Annotated in this window: 14 protein-coding genes and 3 pseudogenes; 8 read left to right on the plus strand and 9 right to left on the minus strand. The window is 69.5% G+C overall.

Annotated elements, in window-relative coordinates; all coding sequences use genetic code 11:
* Positions 1 to 25 precede the first annotated feature (25 nt).
* Entirely contained in the window at positions 26 to 1276 is a 1251-nt protein-coding gene (locus LCH29_RS05480) for an MFS transporter (protein ID WP_446460580.1), read from the plus strand.
* A gap of 187 nt (positions 1277 to 1463) precedes the next feature.
* Here the strand turns inward: LCH29_RS05480 and LCH29_RS05485 are convergent, their stop codons facing one another.
* The gene (locus LCH29_RS05485; protein ID WP_446460533.1) at positions 1464 to 1808 is read right to left on the minus strand and encodes a hypothetical protein; all 345 of its coding nucleotides are present in this window, start codon (positions 1806 to 1808) and stop codon (positions 1464 to 1466) included.
* Positions 1809 to 2014: 206 nt separating this feature from the next.
* Here LCH29_RS05485 and LCH29_RS05490 point away from each other — a divergent pair.
* Positions 2015 to 2188 (plus strand): annotated as a pseudogene (locus LCH29_RS05490) (dihydrofolate reductase family protein); the annotation flags it as partial.
* Positions 2189 to 2309: 121 nt separating this feature from the next.
* A complete protein-coding gene (locus LCH29_RS05495) occupies positions 2310 to 3101 on the plus strand; it encodes a magnesium and cobalt transport protein CorA (protein ID WP_446460534.1) in 792 nt (263 codons plus the stop codon).
* Between the two features lie 209 nt (positions 3102 to 3310).
* Here the strand turns inward: LCH29_RS05495 and LCH29_RS05500 are convergent, their stop codons facing one another.
* Complete coding sequence (locus tag LCH29_RS05500; RefSeq protein ID WP_446460535.1) at positions 3311 to 4012, minus strand: NAD(P)-dependent oxidoreductase; 702 nt, start codon at positions 4010 to 4012, stop codon at positions 3311 to 3313.
* An 88-nt stretch (positions 4013 to 4100) separates the two neighbouring features.
* On the opposite strand from LCH29_RS05500, the gene LCH29_RS05505 reads away from it, so the two are divergent.
* Complete coding sequence (locus LCH29_RS05505; protein ID WP_446460536.1) at positions 4101 to 4724, plus strand: TetR/AcrR family transcriptional regulator; 624 nt, start codon at positions 4101 to 4103, stop codon at positions 4722 to 4724.
* A gap of 758 nt (positions 4725 to 5482) precedes the next feature.
* Here LCH29_RS05505 and LCH29_RS05510 read toward each other — a convergent pair.
* Complete coding sequence (locus LCH29_RS05510; protein WP_446460537.1) at positions 5483 to 6127, minus strand: aminoglycoside phosphotransferase family protein; 645 nt, start codon at positions 6125 to 6127, stop codon at positions 5483 to 5485.
* 594 nt (positions 6128 to 6721) lie between these two features.
* On the opposite strand from LCH29_RS05510, the pseudogene LCH29_RS05515 reads away from it, so the two are divergent.
* Positions 6722 to 6956, plus strand: a pseudogene (locus LCH29_RS05515) (aminoglycoside phosphotransferase family protein); the annotation flags it as partial.
* 298 nt (positions 6957 to 7254) lie between these two features.
* Here LCH29_RS05515 and LCH29_RS05520 read toward each other — a convergent pair.
* The 6 genes and pseudogenes from LCH29_RS05520 to LCH29_RS05545 all read right to left on the minus strand — a co-directional run bounded on the left by LCH29_RS05520 (position 7255) and on the right by LCH29_RS05545 (position 13653).
* Complete coding sequence (locus LCH29_RS05520; RefSeq protein ID WP_446460538.1) at positions 7255 to 7614, minus strand: hypothetical protein; 360 nt, start codon at positions 7612 to 7614, stop codon at positions 7255 to 7257.
* A 366-nt stretch (positions 7615 to 7980) separates the two neighbouring features.
* Complete coding sequence (locus LCH29_RS05525) at positions 7981 to 8793, minus strand: phytanoyl-CoA dioxygenase family protein (protein ID WP_446460539.1); 813 nt, start codon at positions 8791 to 8793, stop codon at positions 7981 to 7983.
* Between the two features lie 482 nt (positions 8794 to 9275).
* Positions 9276 to 10727: an amidase gene (locus LCH29_RS05530; protein ID WP_446460540.1), complete on the minus strand. Its 1452-nt coding sequence runs from the start codon at positions 10725 to 10727 to the stop codon at positions 9276 to 9278.
* A gap of 235 nt (positions 10728 to 10962) precedes the next feature.
* A pseudogene (locus LCH29_RS05535) lies at positions 10963 to 11280 on the minus strand (hypothetical protein); the annotation flags it as partial.
* Between the two features lie 347 nt (positions 11281 to 11627).
* A complete protein-coding gene (locus LCH29_RS05540; protein WP_446460541.1) occupies positions 11628 to 12056 on the minus strand; it encodes a hypothetical protein in 429 nt (142 codons plus the stop codon).
* Positions 12057 to 12387: 331 nt separating this feature from the next.
* A complete protein-coding gene (locus LCH29_RS05545; protein ID WP_446460542.1) occupies positions 12388 to 13653 on the minus strand; it encodes a PAS domain-containing protein in 1266 nt (421 codons plus the stop codon).
* Positions 13654 to 14008: 355 nt separating this feature from the next.
* Here LCH29_RS05545 and LCH29_RS05550 point away from each other — a divergent pair, with 355 nt between their 5' ends.
* Genes LCH29_RS05550 through LCH29_RS05560 form a run of 3 tightly spaced genes read left to right on the plus strand, consistent with a single transcriptional unit; the run spans position 14009 to position 18704 of the window.
* Entirely contained in the window at positions 14009 to 15391 is a 1383-nt protein-coding gene (locus LCH29_RS05550; RefSeq protein WP_446460543.1) for an ATP-grasp domain-containing protein, read from the plus strand.
* The gene (locus LCH29_RS05555; protein WP_446460544.1) at positions 15391 to 17406 is read left to right on the plus strand and encodes a PEP/pyruvate-binding domain-containing protein; all 2016 of its coding nucleotides are present in this window, start codon (positions 15391 to 15393) and stop codon (positions 17404 to 17406) included. The genes LCH29_RS05550 and LCH29_RS05555 overlap by 1 nt, the downstream gene beginning before the upstream one ends.
* Positions 17403 to 18704 carry an MFS transporter gene (locus LCH29_RS05560; protein ID WP_446460545.1) on the plus strand — a complete coding sequence of 434 codons (1302 nt, stop codon included), beginning with the start codon at positions 17403 to 17405 and terminating at the stop codon, positions 18702 to 18704. Before LCH29_RS05555 ends, LCH29_RS05560 begins: the two co-directional genes overlap by 4 nt.
* The last annotated feature ends 50 nt before the right edge of the window (positions 18705 to 18754 follow it).

The following is an 18754-nucleotide window of genomic DNA, read 5'->3' on the forward strand; positions in this document are numbered from 1 at the left end:
CCGACGGGACGGGGACAGGCGGAGGATGCCCGCCGGGTTGGTCGCGCTGGCGGTCGGCAGTTTCGGGATCGGCCTGACCGAGTTCGTGATCGCGGGCCTGATGCCCCAGGTGAGCCGCGACTTGGACGTCTCCGAAGCCGCGGCCGGGTGGCTCATCTCGGGATACGCCCTGAGCGTCGCGATCGGTGCGATCCTGCTGACGGCCGCCACCACGCGCATCCACCGAAAGGCCGTCCTGGTCGGATTGGTGGCTTTGTTCGTCCTCGGCAACCTGCTGTCCGCCGTGGCGCCCACCTACGCCGTGGCGCTGCTGGGCCGTATCGTCGCCGCTCTGTGCCACGGCTCCTTCTTCGGTATCGGCTCGCTCGTCGCCCGCCGGATGGTCCCGCCGGAGCGGGCCTCCCGCGCGGTTGCCGTGATGTTCGCCGGGCTTACGGTCGCCAACGTGCTGGGCGTGCCGTTCGGCGCCCTGGTCGGCGAACGCTGGGGCTGGCGCGCCACGTTCTGGGCGATCACCGGGATCGGTGTGCTGGCCGTGGCGGCCATAGCCGTGTGGGTCCCGGCGCGGGCGGGCGCTGTCGACGAGGCCCACCGGACATCCGGCCTGCGCCCCCAGCTACGCGCCTTCCGCTCCTGGCAGGTCTGGCTGACCCTCGCCGCCACCGCGCTCAGCTATGGCGGCATGTTCGGGGCGTTCAGCTACATCGCGTACACCTTCACCGAGGTCACGGGATTCTCCAGCGCCGATGTCGCCTGGCTGCTCGTCGTCTACGGCAGCGGCCTGGTCATCGGCAACGTCGCCGGAGGCCGGGCGGCCGACCGCAACCGCGACCGTACTCTGGTCGTATCCCTGACGGGACTCGCCGCCACCCTTGTGGTGTTCGGGCTGCTGGCCGAGGGGCGGGTCGCGTCGGTTGTCCTGGTCTTCCTGATGGGCCTCTTCGGATTCGCCAGCGTCCCCGGCATGATCACCCGCGTTACGGACGCCGCCGACGGCGCGCCGCTCGCCGCCAGCGCCAACGTCTCGGCCTCCAACGTCGGCAACGCCCTGGGCGCCTGGCTCGGCGGCCTCGCGATCAGCGCCGGCCTGGGCTACACCGCACCGCTGTACGTCGGCGCCGCGGTCGTGGCTCTCGGCCTCGCCGTGATGGTGGTCGCGGCGTGCACCGGACCTGCCGCATCATCTCCACCAACCGACCCTGACCAGGCGACTGCTCTCGCCTGCCCGCCCCAGGAACCACGGCACACAACGACCCGTCCGGGACCTCGACGATGACCACGAACCCCGGCTTGGATGCTTTTGCGGTGGCCTTGTCCGGAGCGTACGAGCCCCAGGACCAAAAGCACGCCGCACCGCCGCGCCTCCACACGGAGGTGTCGGCGCAGGTGGTGACGTTTCCCAGGGTCAGGTCCGCATGGGCAGGTGCGCGTGGCGTTGTGCCAGCCGTCGTCCGGCTACGGACTCAGCCCTCCGCGTCCGAAAACCTCTGCGCGAGATTGCGGTGCTTCTCTGCGGCCAACTTCCCCTGGGCAGGGCTGATGGTCGATCCAGCCATGCGGCTCAAGCGTTCGACCTCCTCCGAGAAGCGCAGGCGTTCGCGCCGCGCATGCTCACGGCAGGCAAGGCAGGTGACACGATCAGGGCGAGGAGAGGTCATCGCGTAGGGCACCCGCAGCCCGCATCCAGTAGCGACGAGACTCGGCAGGTCACCGGCCAGACCGAACGTGGATGCCAAAACGTTGCGGGTAGCGGCATCGCCGTGGACCACCTTCGACTGAACGTGGATGTGCGGATCGTTCCCGCCCATGGACCCTCCCTGCCCCGGCGACTGGACTGACCGAGAGTGCTTTCACCCGGCTGCATCCTTCAGGACGAGTCTGCCATGTGCCCATGCCCCCGCATTCGCGACGAGGGTCCCCGGACAGCCGCCTCACCGGCGGTGCACCGGCAGCCCTCCGGCACACGCTTCATGCTGAGCGATGAGTTCGGGCGGCGGTTCGGGTCTACCCTGGCATGACTCGAATCATCGCTGACATCTCGGTCTCCCTTGACAGCTTCGTCACCGGGCCCGACCCCGGCCCGGACAACGGTCTGGGCACCGGCGGCGAGGCCCTGCACACCTGGGCGTTTTCGGACGACCCAGACGACCACCGGGTCCTGCGCGAGGCGACCGCCCGCTCGGGCGCCGACCGCGGCGACGTAGGGGCGCCAGGAGCGCCCCGGGTTGTCCAGCAGGTGCAGGACGGGAGCGGCGACCGCCCGATGGAGACGGGCACGTGCGCTCGCGTCGAGGCTGCATCCGCTGGCGGTGGAGGATGCCGTCCAGGCGCATCAGCGGCCCAAACGGGAGCGGTACGGAGATGTGCTCGCAGTGGCGCTCAAGACGCTGTGGTACGTCGAGGACGGTTGTGAAGTGGAAACCGGCGAGGTGATGGTCTTCACCGGTCCGCGGTTCGCCCTGACCGTCCGCCACGGCCCGGTCGACCCCACTTCAGCGGCGGCTCAGAGGCTCAACGGCGACGCGGATATGCTCCGGTTCGGGCCCATCGCCGTACTGCGCGCCGTCCTGGACACGGTGGTCGACTCCTACACCGAGGCCGCCGTGCAGGTCCGCTCCGACCTGACCGCGCTGGAGCGACGCGTCTTCTCCCCGGATCGCGAGGACCTGACCGAGGAGATCTACTCGCTCAAACGCGAGGTCGTCGAATTCCGCGACGCCGTCCAGCCCTTGGCCCCGGTGGTGCAGGATTTCGCGGGACCCCACGCCGGATGGCCCGAGGAAGCGCTGCCGTACTTCCGTGACGTCGCCGACCACATGCACCGCACCGACACCGAGGTGCGTTCGCTGGACGAGCTGCTCAACTCAGCCCTCGACGCCCACCTCGCACGGGTCGGGACCTGGCAGAACGACGACATGCGCCGCATTTCCGCCTGGGCTGCGATCCTGGCCGGCCCGACCCTCATCGCTGGCATCTACGGCATGAACTTCGCCCATATGCCGGAGCTGAACGGGACGTTCGGCTATCCGCTCGCCATCACTGTGATGGCCACGGTGGCTGGGCTGCTGCACCGGGACCTCCGCCGCAACGGCTGGCTGTGACTGCCGGGTAACGCGTCCGCGCAGGTCAGCGGGCAGCCTGGTCGTAGCCTTGACCCTGCCGCCCTTGCTGCCGCGCCGCTCCCGGTGGGCCCGCTCGTCCTTCGACTCGGGGATGCGCGGACGCCCGCCACCCCGCCGGGTGAGCCGCAGCAGCCGTCCGCCTTCGTCACCGTCGATCTCCCGTACCCACCACACCCGCCAGTGCGGGGTCATGTGCCGATGTGCAACGCCTCTTTGAGGAACACGCGTGCGTAGCTCGGGGTGCCCTGAGTGGTGATCACCTCGATGCAGGCGCGAACGTGCTGGTCGCCGGTGGCCTCGCGCAGGAGCACGTCGGCCAGGTCGGTGCGGGAGGTGAACATGCCGGGCAGCCGCTCGGGCGCGACGGCGATGCGGTAGTCGGTGACCGTCGTGGCGTCGAAAAGCCCAGAGGGGCGGACGATCGTCCAGTCGAGATCGGTGGCGCGCACGATCTCCTCCATGCGGCGGGCGTCCTCGTACAGCGGGCGTCCCATCGACAGCAGGATCGGCCCGACCACTTTGCGGTAGAAGAACTTCTCCTCGGGTGCGAGTTGGGGGTGCACGCCGATCGAGGTCACGCATACCAGCCGTCGCAGGCCGTGCCGGTTCATCGCCGCCACGATGTTCCGCGCGCCTTGCGAGTAGATCGTGACCGGATCCTTGGTGTACGGGACGCCGAGGGTCGACACAACGCGGTCATGGCCGGCCACCACCTCATCCACCGCCGCCGCGTTCAGAGCGTCGGCGCCCGCCACCCGCAGGCGCGGATCCTCGATCGGAAAGGCTTCGGGCCGCCGGGTCACGGCCGTCACGGTATGGCCCTCCGCCAGCGCCCGCTGGGTGACAAGCCGTCCTGTCGGGCCGTTGGCCCCGAAAACCACGAGCTTCATACGGTTCTCCCTCCTGCTGTGGCAGCTTGATAGGCTGACCGAATGACGTTCCAGAAATTGGAACGGCGTTCTAATCGGGAGCATACACATGTCGGATCTGCCGGGAGTCGTCCGGCTGCGTGATCGGCGCGAGGCGCTCACGCTGCGCACGATCCTCACCACCGCGCGCGGGCTGTTCGCCGAACATGGCTATGCCCGCACACCGATCCGTTCCATCGCCAAGGAAGCCGGCGTCGCGCCGCAGACCATCTACGCGCATTTCGGCTCCAAGGCCGGCGTGCTCAACGGGCTGGTCGACCTGATGGACGAGGAAGCCGGTCTGCCGGAGCTGCTGGCGGAGGCGGAAGAGATGAGCGATCCCGACGCCCTGCTGGGACTGCTGGCCAGGGCCGGCCGCCAAGTGCGGGAACGCTGCGGCGACATCGTCACCATGCTGAACACCGGCGCCGCTGTCTCCCCGGACATCGCGACCACTCAGGCCGAAGGAGCACGACGGAACAGGCTCGGGGTCGAGAGGGTCATCGAGCGCGTCCGCGCCACCGGCTGCGACGTCCACCCAAAGGCCGTGGACATCGCCGTCGCCTTGATGAGCGCCGGCGTCCACGACAGCCTCGTCCTCGACGCCGGCTGGGCCCCCGAGGACTACGAAACATGGCTCAAGGACACCCTCGTCACCGCGGTACTGCTGGATCGAGAAGTCGAACCCCGATGAACCATGACCTGGCCGAAGCCGAGCCACCAACCGACCCTGGCCCCGGCCCTTGACGCGTCCCGGCCATGCGACGGTCTGTTGTCCGATCGAGGTGGTACGGCCGACCGACTCCGGACTGGGCTGCCCGACCTGGGCGCGGTGCACCGGGCAGCCCACCTCGACGTACACGGACATACAGTCGGGGTGGAAGACCTTGAGGACGACCTCTTCCTACGGGCATGGGTGGCGATCAGCTCGGCGTGCCTTCCAGGCCCGGGTCGGTGGTGATCACGGTGTTGCCGTGGCCGCCTACCGCGCGGTCCCGCCAGGTGCCCTTCTTCGCCGTGGATGGTCCAGCTCCGCGGCGAAGAAAGCCGAGGCGGACTTCAATATCACGTTCGCCCGCCGCAGTTCCTTCACCTCCCGCTCCAACTCCGCGATCCGGACAGCATCCGTGCTGGTGGTCCCGGGCACGATGCCCACGTCGGCCTCCGCCCGCTGCGAGCTACCGGCACGGTGGTCACTGAGGTCTGCTCGGCTGCTCGGCCATGGCTCAGCGGGCAAGTGCGGCCCGGAGCTGGTTGAGCCCCTCCACGGCCCAGTGGCGTCCATGCGGCAATTGGTCGCCCCGGTGCCAGCGCCAGGTCGTAATCATGGCCAAGATGAGGAGCCGAGACTGCTCGACCAGGTCCTGGTTCGCCCCTGGATAATGCTCACAGACTTCACTGGCCGACCGCAGCAAGTGCCCCTCTGCGCTCGGAACGAGGCTATGGGCGAGATCAAACTCGACTGGGCCCCGGCAGCAGGTCCCGAAGGTCGACGAAGAGCAGCCCACTCCGCGTGCTCAGCACGTTCTCCAGATGAGGCTCGCCATGCAGCAGCTGGCCACCGGAACCGCCTTCGCTGACCACGCTGCTCAAGCGGTCGAGTGCATCGGCGAGGAGCTCGCGGTCGTCGCTGCCGAGATCTGGGGTCTGCTCCCTGTCGGCGACACACGTCTGCGCTCCCGCGACGCGGTCCATGAAGTGCGGAGCGGCCACATCGATGCGGCGCAGTCCGCCATGGAGCCGGAAGAGTGCCTGCGCATACCCGGCCGCCGCAAGGTCCGTAGGGGCAGTCGGCTCGTAGTAAGTCCACAGTGTGATGACGAAACCATCCTGCTCGTAGACGCGTGGCTCCACCCGAGGCTCAAGCGCACCCACCGGAGCATCGGCCTCGGAGAGACGGCGGCCGACCTCCAGCTCGAACTGAGCGCCGTCGCGATGCGCCGACGGTGAGACTCGAGCGATGACTTCACATGGGAGCAGCCGCACCACGATGCGGTCGGAGTTGTTCATGACCACCGCATCGTCGGCCTGAAGGCCCAGCGCACTAACAGCCGCCCTCCCGGCCTCAACTGCGCGACGGAGTTCCGATGCCTCCAAGCCGTCCTCCCTCGATCTTGAGTACACGTCCAGCGACGACAACGACGTGCCCCATGCCTACGCGAAGCAAAGCCGATCGGGGCGCTCTCCGGGCAGAACCACCATGTCACACACCTCGAGTGCGGCGTCTCGATTGGGTGATGTCCAATCGAAGCAGGCATGAAAGCAGGGCCTCCTGCCCAGCTCGGGATTGCTGGAGTCCTTCGAGCGGGGTTCGTGGCCGCCGCCGTTCTCACTTCAGTGATGGTGGCCGACGAAGGAAGATTGGCCGAGGACCTGGCCGACACGGCCCCCGCGAGGCGCCCCACACCGCGGCGGCCCACAAACGCCACCGCAACCTCGCCCGCATGCGGACCCGGACACCGACCCGTCGGGCGACCGGATTACCGACGTCGCGCTGAACGGCACCCTCCCCACGAAGAACATCGCTACAGCCATCGCGCGCCGCCAGGCGGCCGGGCTCCCTGTTGAGTGAGCCACGCGGCCAGGAACCGGAAGGCTGGCCTTGTGAGCTGTCCGAAGAGGTCGACGCGCTGCTGGCGGACTTATCTCTGCCCGGTGAGTTCTTCGGGGTGGTCGGCGTCTACTACCGGGGCGGCTGCCTCCTGGGGCCCGGCGGATCTCCATGTGGCGCACTGCTCCACCAATCTCGCGCTGCTGCACGGCCCGGCGTGGCGTCTGCGGTTCGCTGAGGCGTATGAGGAGGTCGGCGGGGTGCTGGCCGCGGCCGCGAGCGAGCGGCTGTAGTGGCGGGTGTGGGACGGGCTGGCGTTCTCAGAAGAAGTGCAGTTGGTGGCGCAGCCATGGCGGGAGGCAGGCCGGGGCACGGCCCCGACCTCATCGTTCACTGCTCAACCAAACTGGGGCATCGAGCAGACCCTGGATAATCTTGGGCATCCCCATCAATGCTCCGAGCGCAACGGCCTACCGATCCGGTGGGACATTGACGTGCTGCCCGGAACCGAACTCGACGAGCGGGCCCGTGTGAGCGATGCCCGAGCCTTCGAGCAGGCCGACATCGATCCGCCATTGCGAACTCATCCAGGCTGATCCACGAGTGCTTCCGTCATTTGGTGATCACAACGTGACGAGTCCTCCTGCCGACGGGCAGTGGCGTGCCGGTGCGTTCAGCGGCGGGTCGGCTGGAGGCGCGTGATGGAGTCGAGGTCGCCGGTGAGGAGGGCGCGGTGGCTGATGGTGAAGTCCCCGTTGGGCAGCATTTGTCCTTGGCCGTAGTACCGACCCACGACGGTGGTGGGGAGGAAGCTGCGCAGGCCGTGACGCATGTTCTTGGGGTAGTCGACGGGTTCGCCCCAGTCGGAGGGGGCCTGGTCGGTGGAGAGCAGGACCCAGTGATCCACGGGCACGGTGGCGTCGAGGTCTGGTGCGGCTCCGGTGTGGCTGTCCAGCGCCGGTACGGTCAACTGGTTGGGGTCGAGAGGCGGGTACCACAGCAGGAGAGGTCCCGGAGACCCTGGACGCAGCATCCAGGAAGGACATCGTGAGCCGTATTGAGCGAGCTGTCACCCAGCGTAAGTGGGCAGAGCGGATGGCTGCTGACGCCGATACCGACGAGATGCCGCGGAGCTGAGACACGGGCGTCCGAACATGCACTGAGACAGTCCAGAAACTCGCCCCGCCCACTGCTGGGGCCGGGCACCCTCGCCGTAGGCGCACCGGCACCCCCGATCCATACGCGGGCCGGGTGGTCCTGCTGGGCGGAGGGTGCGCACGTCGATGGCTTACCGTCTCCTAGCGCCACTGTCCGCGGCGGAACTGGGGACGCCGGGCTGCCGGTCGGCTTCGGAACCGGTTACCGGAACCGCCCAGTTCCAGGACCGGATGAAGGTTGCTTACCCGGAGCTGTAGTCGGTTCCGTCCCCGTCCGGACCGGGGGTGTCCCGTCCCAGGCCTCGACGGATCGCGATCTCCAGGGGTGAGTACGCGCCGTCGGCCCGCTCCAGTTCGTACGGCACGGTCGGCATCAGCGGCGGCTGGGCCATGAAGCGCGGCCGCATCCCATGGTGCGGTTGCGCCGCGTGCACCAGGAACGGATGGCACAGGAAGACGTCGCCCGGGGACCCGGTGGCGAGGGCGAGCGGCCGGTGGTCGGACGCAGCGACCAGATCGGGAGCAAGCGCCAGCCCGCTCGCCCCGTCCTCCCCGTACTTCTCCAGCACCTTCGGCACGTCGAGGTGTGAGCCGACCCTGATCCGGGTCGGGGCGTCCTCCTCACCGACCTCGCTGAACAGGAACAGCATCAGCAGCGCCCGGCCCCTGGAGCGCAGATTCGTGAAGTACCAGCTCTCGCCCTCCGGCAGATAGCTGCCCTCGATGTGCCAGCCCGCGTCGTCCGGCTCTTCCTCATGCGGGAAGCGCAGCGGGAACGTGCCCAGCGAGTAGCGCGGCTCCCAGCGCTCCGCGCCGACGAGCAGGTCGTACGCGCGATGCAGGGACGGGGAGTTGGGTGCGGCGGCGAACGGCCCCTGCGCCATGCCCGCCACCCAGTGCACGGGCTGCGTCCATGTCGCCGGATCGTCAGGGGCGGCGCCCGTCTCCCGCCACAGCAGCCGCGCGCAGTCCGCCGCCACGCGCGGCGCGACGGCACCGTCCAGCTTCACGAAGCCGTCGCGGAGGAAGCGGGATACCAAGGTCGTGTCATCCATGCCCCCATCGTGTGGCGACACCGGTCCCGACCACCCGACATTCCCAGCACCGCCTTTGTCGGGTGTTCACCGAGCCCTTTCTCGCCCCCTCTGAGACCGGCGGCAACCGCCCGACGGCATTCTGTTACGACCGGCACCGGCGCTGGTCCCGCGGACGGCACACCGCGCCCGCATAGATCCAGCCCCTTCCCATCAGTGCGGCGCAGGGGACGGAAACGCGCGGCGTTCGCAGAGAGGCGACCGTGTAGACGGCGAGCATGGGGCCGAAGCTGCATACCCCGGGCCAGTAATCGGCGGTGATGTACACCAGCCAGGTCGCGTGCACGAGGAGACCACAACAGGGGCCCGGCTGCGGAACACCAGCGGCAGGTGGACCAGGACCACCAACGCATAGGCGGTCGCGTCGAGCGGATGCTGCCCCTGGCGCGCGGCCTCCGGTCCCAGCAGCACGGCCACCATCGACGGACAGCCGGTAGTACGCCCTACCTCGGTGCCTGGAAGCCTCCGATCTTCTGCTCGAGCAGTTCGGCCAGCCGCAGCGGGGTGCGGTCCTCGAACATCGGACCGATGAGCTGCACTCCCACCGGCAGACCCTCGGGGGACCGGCCCGCTGGTATGGCGGTGGCGGGCAGGCCGGGCATGGTGGCCAGACCGGCCCAGACGAGCTGGTCGAAGTACGGGTACCCGACGCCGTCGATGTCGATCCGGCGTTCCAGCGGATTGGGATTGTGGTCGTGCGGGAACGCGGGAGTGGGCGTGATCGGACACACCACGGCATCGAACTCGGCGAAGAGCTGCCGCCAGCCGTGGCGGTGGAGTTCGCGGTGGTTGTTCGCCTCGATCCAGTCGCGGTGGCTGGACACCATGCCACGCAGCACCGCCGCGTCGAGACTCTGGTCGTCTGCGCTCAGTCCGGCGGCGCGGGTCCGCAGCTGCTCGTACGCTTCGACGGGAAAACGCGCGACAGAGCCCGAAAACAGCAACTGCCTGTAAAGCATGGCGGCTTCGGTCAGATCAGGCAGCAGCGGAGTGTGCCGTTCGACGCGGGCGCCGCCGTCGGCAAGCGCGTCGGCCACCCGGTTCACACCCGCCCGCACAGCGGACCCGGTCGGAATGAGCGGATGCTCGTCGATGACCAAGACCCGGAAGTCGCCGAGCCGCTGGTGGCGCGCGGGCGGCAGCGTCACGTCGTACGCCACACCGTGCGTCAGCGGGTCCGGTCCGGCCATGACGTCGAGCAGGAGCGTGAGGTCGCGGGCAGTGCGCGCCATCGGACCGACGACGGCGAGGTCGAGGTCGACCGGCAATGGCGGTGACGGCGGCGCGACCATGCCGCGGGTTGCCGCCAGTCCGAGTGTCGGCTTGTGCGCATAGATGCCGCAGAAATGCGCGGGGGTGCGCAGCGAACCGGCGAGGTCAGAACCGATGGACAGCGCGCAGAATCCGGACGCCAGGGCCGCCGCTGATCCGCCGGATGATCCGCCCGGCGTGCGATCGTGATCCCACGGATTGTTAGTGGTGCCGTAGATCTCGTTGAAGCTCTGGATATCCTGCAGCCCCAAGGGCACATTGGTCTTACCCAGCACCACCGCCCCCGCGGCCTTGAGCCGTGACACCTGCACCGCGTCCTCGGCCGGCACATAGTCCCGGTATTGCGGCATGCCCCAGGTCGTGGGCAGCCCAGCCATGTTGTAGGACTCTTTGACCATCACCGGAATACCGAGCAGCGGCCGTACCCCGCCGCGGGCGCGCGCTTGGTCGGCACCGCGCGCGGCGGCCCGCGCACGGTCGAAGTCCGGCACACAAATCGCGTTGATCACCTTGTCGTCGCGCTCGATACGGGCAATCGCTTCATCGGTCAGTTGCGCCGAGGTCACTTCACCGGCACGCAATGCGGCCGCCAACTCTTCGGCCGTCTGAAAACTCCACTCCATGAATCCGACGCTACCGGCCTCTGAAGCAGGCCATGAAATGTCGATTCGCGCAACGGGATAGATATCTCAACTCATCATGCTCTCCGGCCACAGAAAATTCGCCCGCCCGCTGGCCGTGACCTACGGAGATGGTCACGACGGAGGCGCCCCGGCGCCCCGATCGATGGCGATATGACACGGGCACCCATCCCAACCAGCGATTGCCGCGCACGCTCGCCCACGAGATCAGGACCGTTTCCCGGCGCCCGGCATCCGGATCCGACGCGAACAGCAGCGCCCACTCCAGGTCACCGGAACGCTCCTCGAGCAAGGCGAGCGCGGCACGCGGCTGCGCCACGGGATCGATGTCGGCGGCGGTCAGCAGGCCCTCGTACGCAAGCCGCACGGCGATCTCCTCGGCCTGCGAGGCCAGGGCAACGGCCTGCGCGTGGCTGAGCCCCGTCCGACTGGCAAGGCTGTCGGAGACGTCCGTGTCCGCGACCGCGATCAGCCGGTCGACCAATTCGGAGGGCAGGGCGGCGTTGGCGGCGAGCCCGCAGAGTACATGGTGCACAGGGAGCATCCTGCCTGGCGTGGTCGAACAGGCGGTGCATTTCTACGCTGGCGGGTTCCCGTGCGCCTTTGCAGATGACGCCGCGGTGCCGTACTGAGCTGGGCCCCGGTTGAGTCTGTTCGCACCGTTTGACGCCGGGAGGTCGTTCTTTGTTGCCACCTGCGCGTGGCGGGCGGATCAAGCCTTAGCTGTTGACGGCCTCTGCGATCTGCGGGGCGGCCTGGGCGGGCGTGAGGCTCGAGGTATGTGAGACGGAAGGGGGAGGGGCCAGGAAGCGTGTCCCCTCGATACGCCCGTGACGACCCTGGTGGCCCAACGTGAAGCTGGCACCGTCGCTCCACGTTCCATCACGGAGTCGCCAACCAGGTGTAGACGGCACCACCGAGCGACGCGAGCACACCTATGAACACCAGCACCCTCGATACCGGGTGCATCCACCGCAGCCTCGGCGGCTGGTGGAGAGCATGTTCACGTTCAATGAGGCGTAGACAATCGATGTTGAGAGTCGCCGCCAAGTGCTCCTGAATCTTCTTGATCACATCCTCAGCCAAGAGCGCCGAAGCTTGAAGCCTCATGCTCTCCGAATACGCCCCCGCGAGGACGACACCCGCCAGCAGACTGATCACCGCCGCTGCGCCGTGCATGTCCGCATTGAGAGCAGCTGCATAGGCCGTAGCCGCGACAGCCAACAAGACCAACAGCGCATTGAGTACCTGGTAAGCACGCCCCCTACGGTTTTCGTACCAACGCCAGGCATGGTCGAGAGCAAGAGCCAACGTCTCATGATCAGTCCCCCCTGGCGTCATGAAAGCAAGATGGCAGGACCCGTCACCGCCGTCCCAAGGACCGCGCCCTGCCCGGCGCGCCTCGCACGAGCGGCCCAAGCCCATCCTCAAGCTGGGAAGCTGGAGCGCTGGCGAACCGTCGGTGCGTAGCAAGGCGTTTCCCGCCAGTGGTGGCGTACCTGGTTCATCGCGATGGCCACGAGCCAGGAGCGGCAGGCGGAGGGGTCGCGCAGTCCGCCGAGCCCGCCGAGGGCCCTGATCTAGGTGTCCTGGACGACATCGTCGACGTCCGCGTGCTCTTCGGGGGCGCGGCCGCCGAACGTTAGCCGACCGTCGAGCGCGGCGGCCACGCCTGCGGATCGAGGATGCCCAGTACATACGCCCGGCTGACCAGCGCCAGTCTGGTGGGTGCCGCCAGCAACTCCCGCAGCCGGCCGAGGTGGTAGTCCAGGGTCTGCCGGGAGAGCCGGAGCGAGGCGGCGATCTCGTTGTTGCCGTGCCCGGCGGACAGCAGGGTGAGGATGCGCAACTGCGCCGCGGTGAGCGGTGGCAGCGGCGGGTGCGGCAGCGTGTGGTGGGGCAGTACCGCCCAGACGCCGCGGGCTCGTCGTGAACCGCTGCTGACGGCGGTGAGCAGCACCTGGGCCCGCCACTGGTCGCCCCGGGCGTCGAGGAAGACCGCGGAGGTCTGGAACCGGCGCCAGCGCCGGTTCACCAGATCCCGCCAGGCGTGGCGCAGTCCGGCCAGATCGTCGGCGGGAGCCAGATAGCGGTGGGCGGGGCGGCCGAGCAGATCGGGCACATGGACCCGGAGCAGTTCCGCGGCCGAGGCGCTGACCCGGCGTATCCGGCCGCCCGGGGAGAGCAGGGCGCAGGGCAGACCGCTGTGTTCGCTGAGCGCCTGGAGGTCCTCCTCGGCGGCGCGCCGCTGGCTCAGGGCGAGGGTGTAGTCGGTGATGTCGATGTAGATCCCGGCCACACAGGTCCGGCCACCCTCGGCCGCCGGGAAGCGATGGCCGACCGCGCGCCCGGGTGAGCCGTCGGGGCGGTGGTAGCCGATGGTGTGCCGCACCGGCTTGCCCGAGCTGAGCACCTGCCGGTCCAGGGCCTGGAAGGTCGCCACGTCCTCGGGGGCGTCGACGTCGGTGACGCTGCTGCCGATCACGGCGTCGGGGGTGGTGCCGTACAGATGGGCGTAGGCGTGGTTGGCCCACAGGTAGCGGCCGTGGGCGTCACGGATGAACGCCGCGGCGGGCGCGAAGTCGGCGAAGTCGGTGAAGGCGGCGTAGCCGTGGCGTCCGAGCTCCAGGGCGCTGATGTCCACCGCGAGCCCGCTGACCCCGCCCCGGCCGTCACCGGCCAGTCGGCCGGGATAGGAGGTGACGTCGAACAGCCGCCCGCCGAAACGGACCTGGCGACGGTCGATCCCCGACTCCCGGCCCTCGGCGGCCGCCTCTTCCCGCGCGGCGCCGGCCGCGCCGCCGAGACTGTCGACGAACCGCTGTGCGGTGCCGGGGTCATGGAAGGCGCCCCCGCCGCAGTTGACGATGCGCAGCCCCTCATCGGCTTCCCACCATGACACGGGCATGCGCTCGAGCAGCGTACTCAGGCCCATATCGGACACCAGCCGCCTTTCCGGTCCGGCCTCCGGGTACGAACCGCCGAAGGCATGGCTAAGGATTGCCCAGGCCCCACGCTCACATGCGGCGTAACCAGCCGGTACGCAAAAGGGGCCGAGAAGGGCTGAAACCCCATACCCGACGACCTCGCTCACCGTGAACTCCTCGTGACACTCAGGCATTTGCCTGAGTGCCCACCCCCGATTCGGCGGGTAGGCGTCATGCCCGACTGGTTCGCTTGACGGGCCCGGATCGCGGCGGATGTGCCGGCTCGCCGGTTTTTGCTGAGCCGTCGGGAAACTCTGAACCGAGGAGTCGTTATCTGTGAGTAAGGTGCTGTTTGTCCACGCCAAGGGTGGGCCGCCGCTGGAATACGCGCTGTCCCGGGTCGCCGCGAAGGCCGAAGTGCATCTGCTCGTGCTCAGTCCCCTTCCGCCCTCTGCCCACGAGGTGGCCACCCGGCTGTGCGCCTCGGTGGTCGCCCCCGTGGACACCGCGTCCCAGGACCTCGTCGCACTCATCACGGCTCAGGCACGGGCCGTCGGCGCCGACGCGGTGTTCACCCCGTCCGAGTACGCCGTGGTGGCGGTGGCCGACGCCTGCGAGCGGCTGGGTCTCGCCGGGGCCGGTGCGCACTGCGTGCTGGCCCGGGACAAGCGGATGATGCGCCGCACCTGGGACGCGCACGGGGTGTCCCAGCCACGGTTCCGCACCGTGGCCACCGAGCGCGATCTGCACGAGGCCGCCGCCGAGATCCCGTACCCGATGCTGATGAAGGCCGCTTGGAGCGCCGGGTCCACCGCCCATCAGATCCTGCGCGGCCCGGAGGACATCGCGCCCGCCTTGGCCCGGGCCCGTGAGGTGATGGAGGAGTCCGCACGCCAGGGCTACGCCGAGCTCCATGTGGCCGGGGCCGACGCGGACTTCCTCGTCGAGGAGATCGTGACGGGCACGGCAGGGGACTGGTTCGAGGAGCCGGGCTGGGGCGACTACGTCAGCGTCGAGGGCGTCGTGGCCGAGGGCGTCCATCACCCGGTATGCCTGAGCGGGCGGATGCCCACCGTCGAGCCGTTCACCGAACGCGCCGGGATCACCCCCGCCCTGCTCCCCGAGGACGCCCAGCACAAGGTGGTGGAGCTGGCGACGGCCGCCGTGGACGCGCTCGGCCTGCGCACCTGCGGCACCCACACCGAGATCAAACTGGGCGCCGACGGACGGATGTGGGTCATCGAGACCGCCGCCCGGTTCGGCGGAGCGATGACCGTCCCCCAGATCGAGGAGGTCTTCGGGGTGGACCTCATCGGCATGCTCATCGACCGGCTGCTCGGCCGAGAGGTCGACTGGCCCGATCCGGGGCCCGGTTCGGTGCTGGGCGCCGCGGACGCCAAGGGCGCGGCCGGCTCGCTGGTGGTGCTGGCCGTGGACGGCTCCGGCGCGCCGTGGCCGGACCGGCGGCTGTGGGACTTCGACGCCGTCCAGCGCTCCGGACTGGTCTCCACCGGGGCGCGGCTGACGAAGGTGGCCGAGCACTCGCTGCCGGACGGCACCCCGGTGCCGGTCTACGACCCGGCAGCGGGCGCGAACACCATGGCAGCGCTGTGTCTGCTGGTGGCCGACGATCCGGTCACGGTGATACGTGACTTCGAAAGGCTCAACGACGCCCTGCCCACCGCCCTGCCGCCCGTTCCGGCCACCGGGAGGCCGTAATGACCGGCATCAGCGCGTTTCCGAGCCCGGCCACCGCGCCCGGCACCGATGCCACCGTGGTCGGCGAGAACCTGTCGCTGCCGCTGTTCCGGTCGCTGTCCGGAGTGCTGGCCGGACACCCGTATCTGAAGGTGGTGGTCGACCGCACCGAGCGCACCTGGCATCTGCTGGACACCGCCGTCCACCCCTTCCACGTCAACTACGTGGCCACCCGCATCCTCGGGATGGACCTGGACGAACTCGACGCCCGACTCGACGCGTTCAACGCCTCGGTGTACACCGACCCCGGCCGCCGCTTCCTGCTCGGTGTGCTGTCGCTGCACGCCGACGAGGACACCGAGGGCCGGGACCGGCCGTTCCTGGTGCTGGAGACCACCGAGGCCGACACCATGGACGGCCCCCTGCTCCAGGAGTTCTACGACTTCGTCCGGGAGCGGGTGGACGGGCGGCTGCCGTTGCTGCTGAAACCCGCCAACCACGGCCAGGAAGCGGCACTCGCCCCCGTGAGCGACGTAACGCTGCCGCGCATCCTCAGCCACGAGCTGTTCGTCAGCCGCCCCCGCACCCCGCTGAACACCGGGGAGGCCATCGGCCGGCTGCGCTGGTTCGCCTCGCTCGAGGAGTACCGCGCGCACGCCGCGGACCTCGCCTGGTCGGACATCGTGGCCATGGACTGTCTGCCCGACGATGTGCCACGGGTGGCCGGATTCATCAACGCCGCCCCCATCACCCCGCTGTCCCACACCAATGTGCTGGCCTCCGGCTGGGGCATCCCGAACGCCATCGTGCGCGACACGGCCCGGCTGGTGGAGTCGGAGGAGCTGGACGGGGCGTGGGTTTGCTACCGGGTCCAGGACGACGAGGTGAGCCTGGTCCGGCTGCACGAAGTCCCGGAGCTGGACGAGCCCGCGTGGCACCAGCAGCGCATCCGGCTGGAGCCGCCGCTGCTGGAGGACGTCCCCGTCCTGGAACTGCGCCGACTGCGCCGCGAGGACCGCGACCGCTACGGCACCAAGGCCGCCAACCTCGGCGAACTCCACCATGTGCTGGACAGCCGCACCGCCGATCTCACCGCCTTCTACGGCCGCGCCCGGCCGCCCCGGAAGGATCTGTACGGCCACCTCGCCTCCCGGCTGACCGCGCCCGCCGACCCCGAGGCGTTGCGCCAGGCCGCCTCGGAGTTCGTGGCGGCCACCGTCACCGCGCCCGACGGCGTGGCGCTGCCGTTCGCCCTCCAGCACCGCTTCCTGATCTCCTCGCCCGCTCTGCAACAGGGCATCGGCAAGCTGAAGATGGCACTGGAGCTGGGAGCCACCGAGGTGCTGGACCCGCTGTGCCTGAGCCTCCAGCAGCTGGTGCGCGGCACCCCGATGCCGGAGGATGTGGCCGCGCGGATCACCGGCCCGTTCGCGGACCGGGTGTGCCGCAAACGGCTGGTGGTGCGGTCCTCCTCCAATGCCGAGGACCTACCCGGCTTTTCCGCCGCCGGAGTCTACGACTCCATCACCACGGTGCACGGCACGGACGAACTCCTCGACGCCGTCCGGCAGGTGTGGGCCTCGCTGGTGTCGCCGCGCAGTGTCCGGCTCCGTCACGAGGCGGGCATCTCCCTGGACGACACCTACATGGGCGTCATCGTGCAGGAGTACACCCCGGCCGAGCTCGGCGGGGTGCTGGTCACCTGCAACCCCACACGGCGCGAGGACTTCCGCAACGTCTACATCAACTGCACGCCCGGTTCGCCCGAGAGCGTCGTCGACGGCACCGCGCTGCCGTTGCAGTACCTCTACAACACCGTGGAGGGCGGAGGCCGCACCGTGGACCTCGGTTCTTCGGTGACGGACCTGCCGTCCTCGGCCCGGGCACGGCTGGCGGATCTCGCGCTCACCGGGCGGCTGCTCCAGTCGCACTTCGCGGACGATCCGGCCGATCCGGATGATCCGCTGGACATCGAGTGGCTGATGACCGAAGAGGGCGGTTTCAAGCTGGTCCAGCTCCGCCCGTACGCGCTGTGAAGGGCCGTGTGCCGTTCCTCCGCCGCTCCCCGGCAGAGGGACGGACCCCGCTCACCGCCGGGGCACGCCGGGTCATCGCCCTCAACAACGGCTTCCAGCTGCTGTTCAACCTGCTGTGGTGGATGCCGGTCTTCTACGCCTACCAGCGGCAGGCCGGGCTCTCCGACGCGCAGATCTTCGGCATCCAGTCCCTCTACTACATCGCGTTCTGCCTGTTCGAGATCCCGACCGGCCTGGTGGCCGACCGGATCGGCGCCCGCAACTGTCTGCGCGCGGGCGCCGTGGTGATGACCGCGGCGAACCTGGCCCCGGTCCTCTCCCCCGACTACACCGGCTTCCTGGTCCACTTCCTCGCCATCGCCGCGGGCCGCTCCCTCACCTCCGGGGCAGCCAGCGCCTACCTCTACGACGCACTGCACGCGGAGGGCGCGGACGACCACTATCTGCACGCCGAGGGCACCGCGCGGGCCCTCGGTCTGGCCGCGAAGGTGATGTGCTGGCCCCTCGTAGGACCCCTGATGGCGCTGTCCCGGCCCACCCCGTACCTCCTCAGCGCGGCCAGCGCAGCGGCGTCACTGGCATGTGCCATGGCCCTGCCCCGGCTGGCGGGCTCGGAGTCGGGGACACGCCGGTCGGGGGTGTGGCGGGAGGCCGGGCGGGCGCTGCGCCATCTGCGCGGCTCCCCATGGCTGGCCCTGGTGATGGTCCAGGGCGTGGCAGTCTTCACGCTCTCCCGGATCTGCCAGGTGAACCTGTTCCAGCCGATCCTGATCGACCAGGGCATCCCCGAGCCCTCGCACGGCGGTGTGCTGGCGGCGGTGACGGTGGCCGAGGCCGTGGGCGCGGCCCGGCCGCAGTGGCTGGGCCGCAAGCTGAAACCGCTGACGATGGTGTCCGTCTTGAGCCTGGCGATGGCGGTGTCCCTGGCCGGGATCACCCTCGGCGGGCCGATGGCGGCGGTGGCTCTGCTCTGCCTGTTCTCGGCGGTCACCGGCTTCGCGTATCCGATCCAGCGCAAACTGGTGAACGACGCGGTGCCGCGGGGCGCTCCGCGCGCCACCCTGCTGTCGGTGGAGAGCATCATCGACCGCGCGGTGTGCGCCCTGGCGGCGGTGGCTGCGGGCGCGTACCTCTCGGCGGGCCGGATGCACGCGCTGCTGTGGCACAGCGCCGCCGTGACCGCTGCGGTGATGCTCGCGGTGCACCTGGCCGTGCTGATCGGACGACCCCGGCGCCCCCGCCCGCCACGGACCGCCCGCGAGGAGCGTCAGGAGGCCGTCGAGCACGCACGAAGGTGATATCGGGCCAGTGAGGGCGCCAACGACGCCACCTTGCCGTGCCCGAGCAG

The sequence above is a fragment of the Streptomyces sp. BRA346 genome, assembly GCF_052851135.1.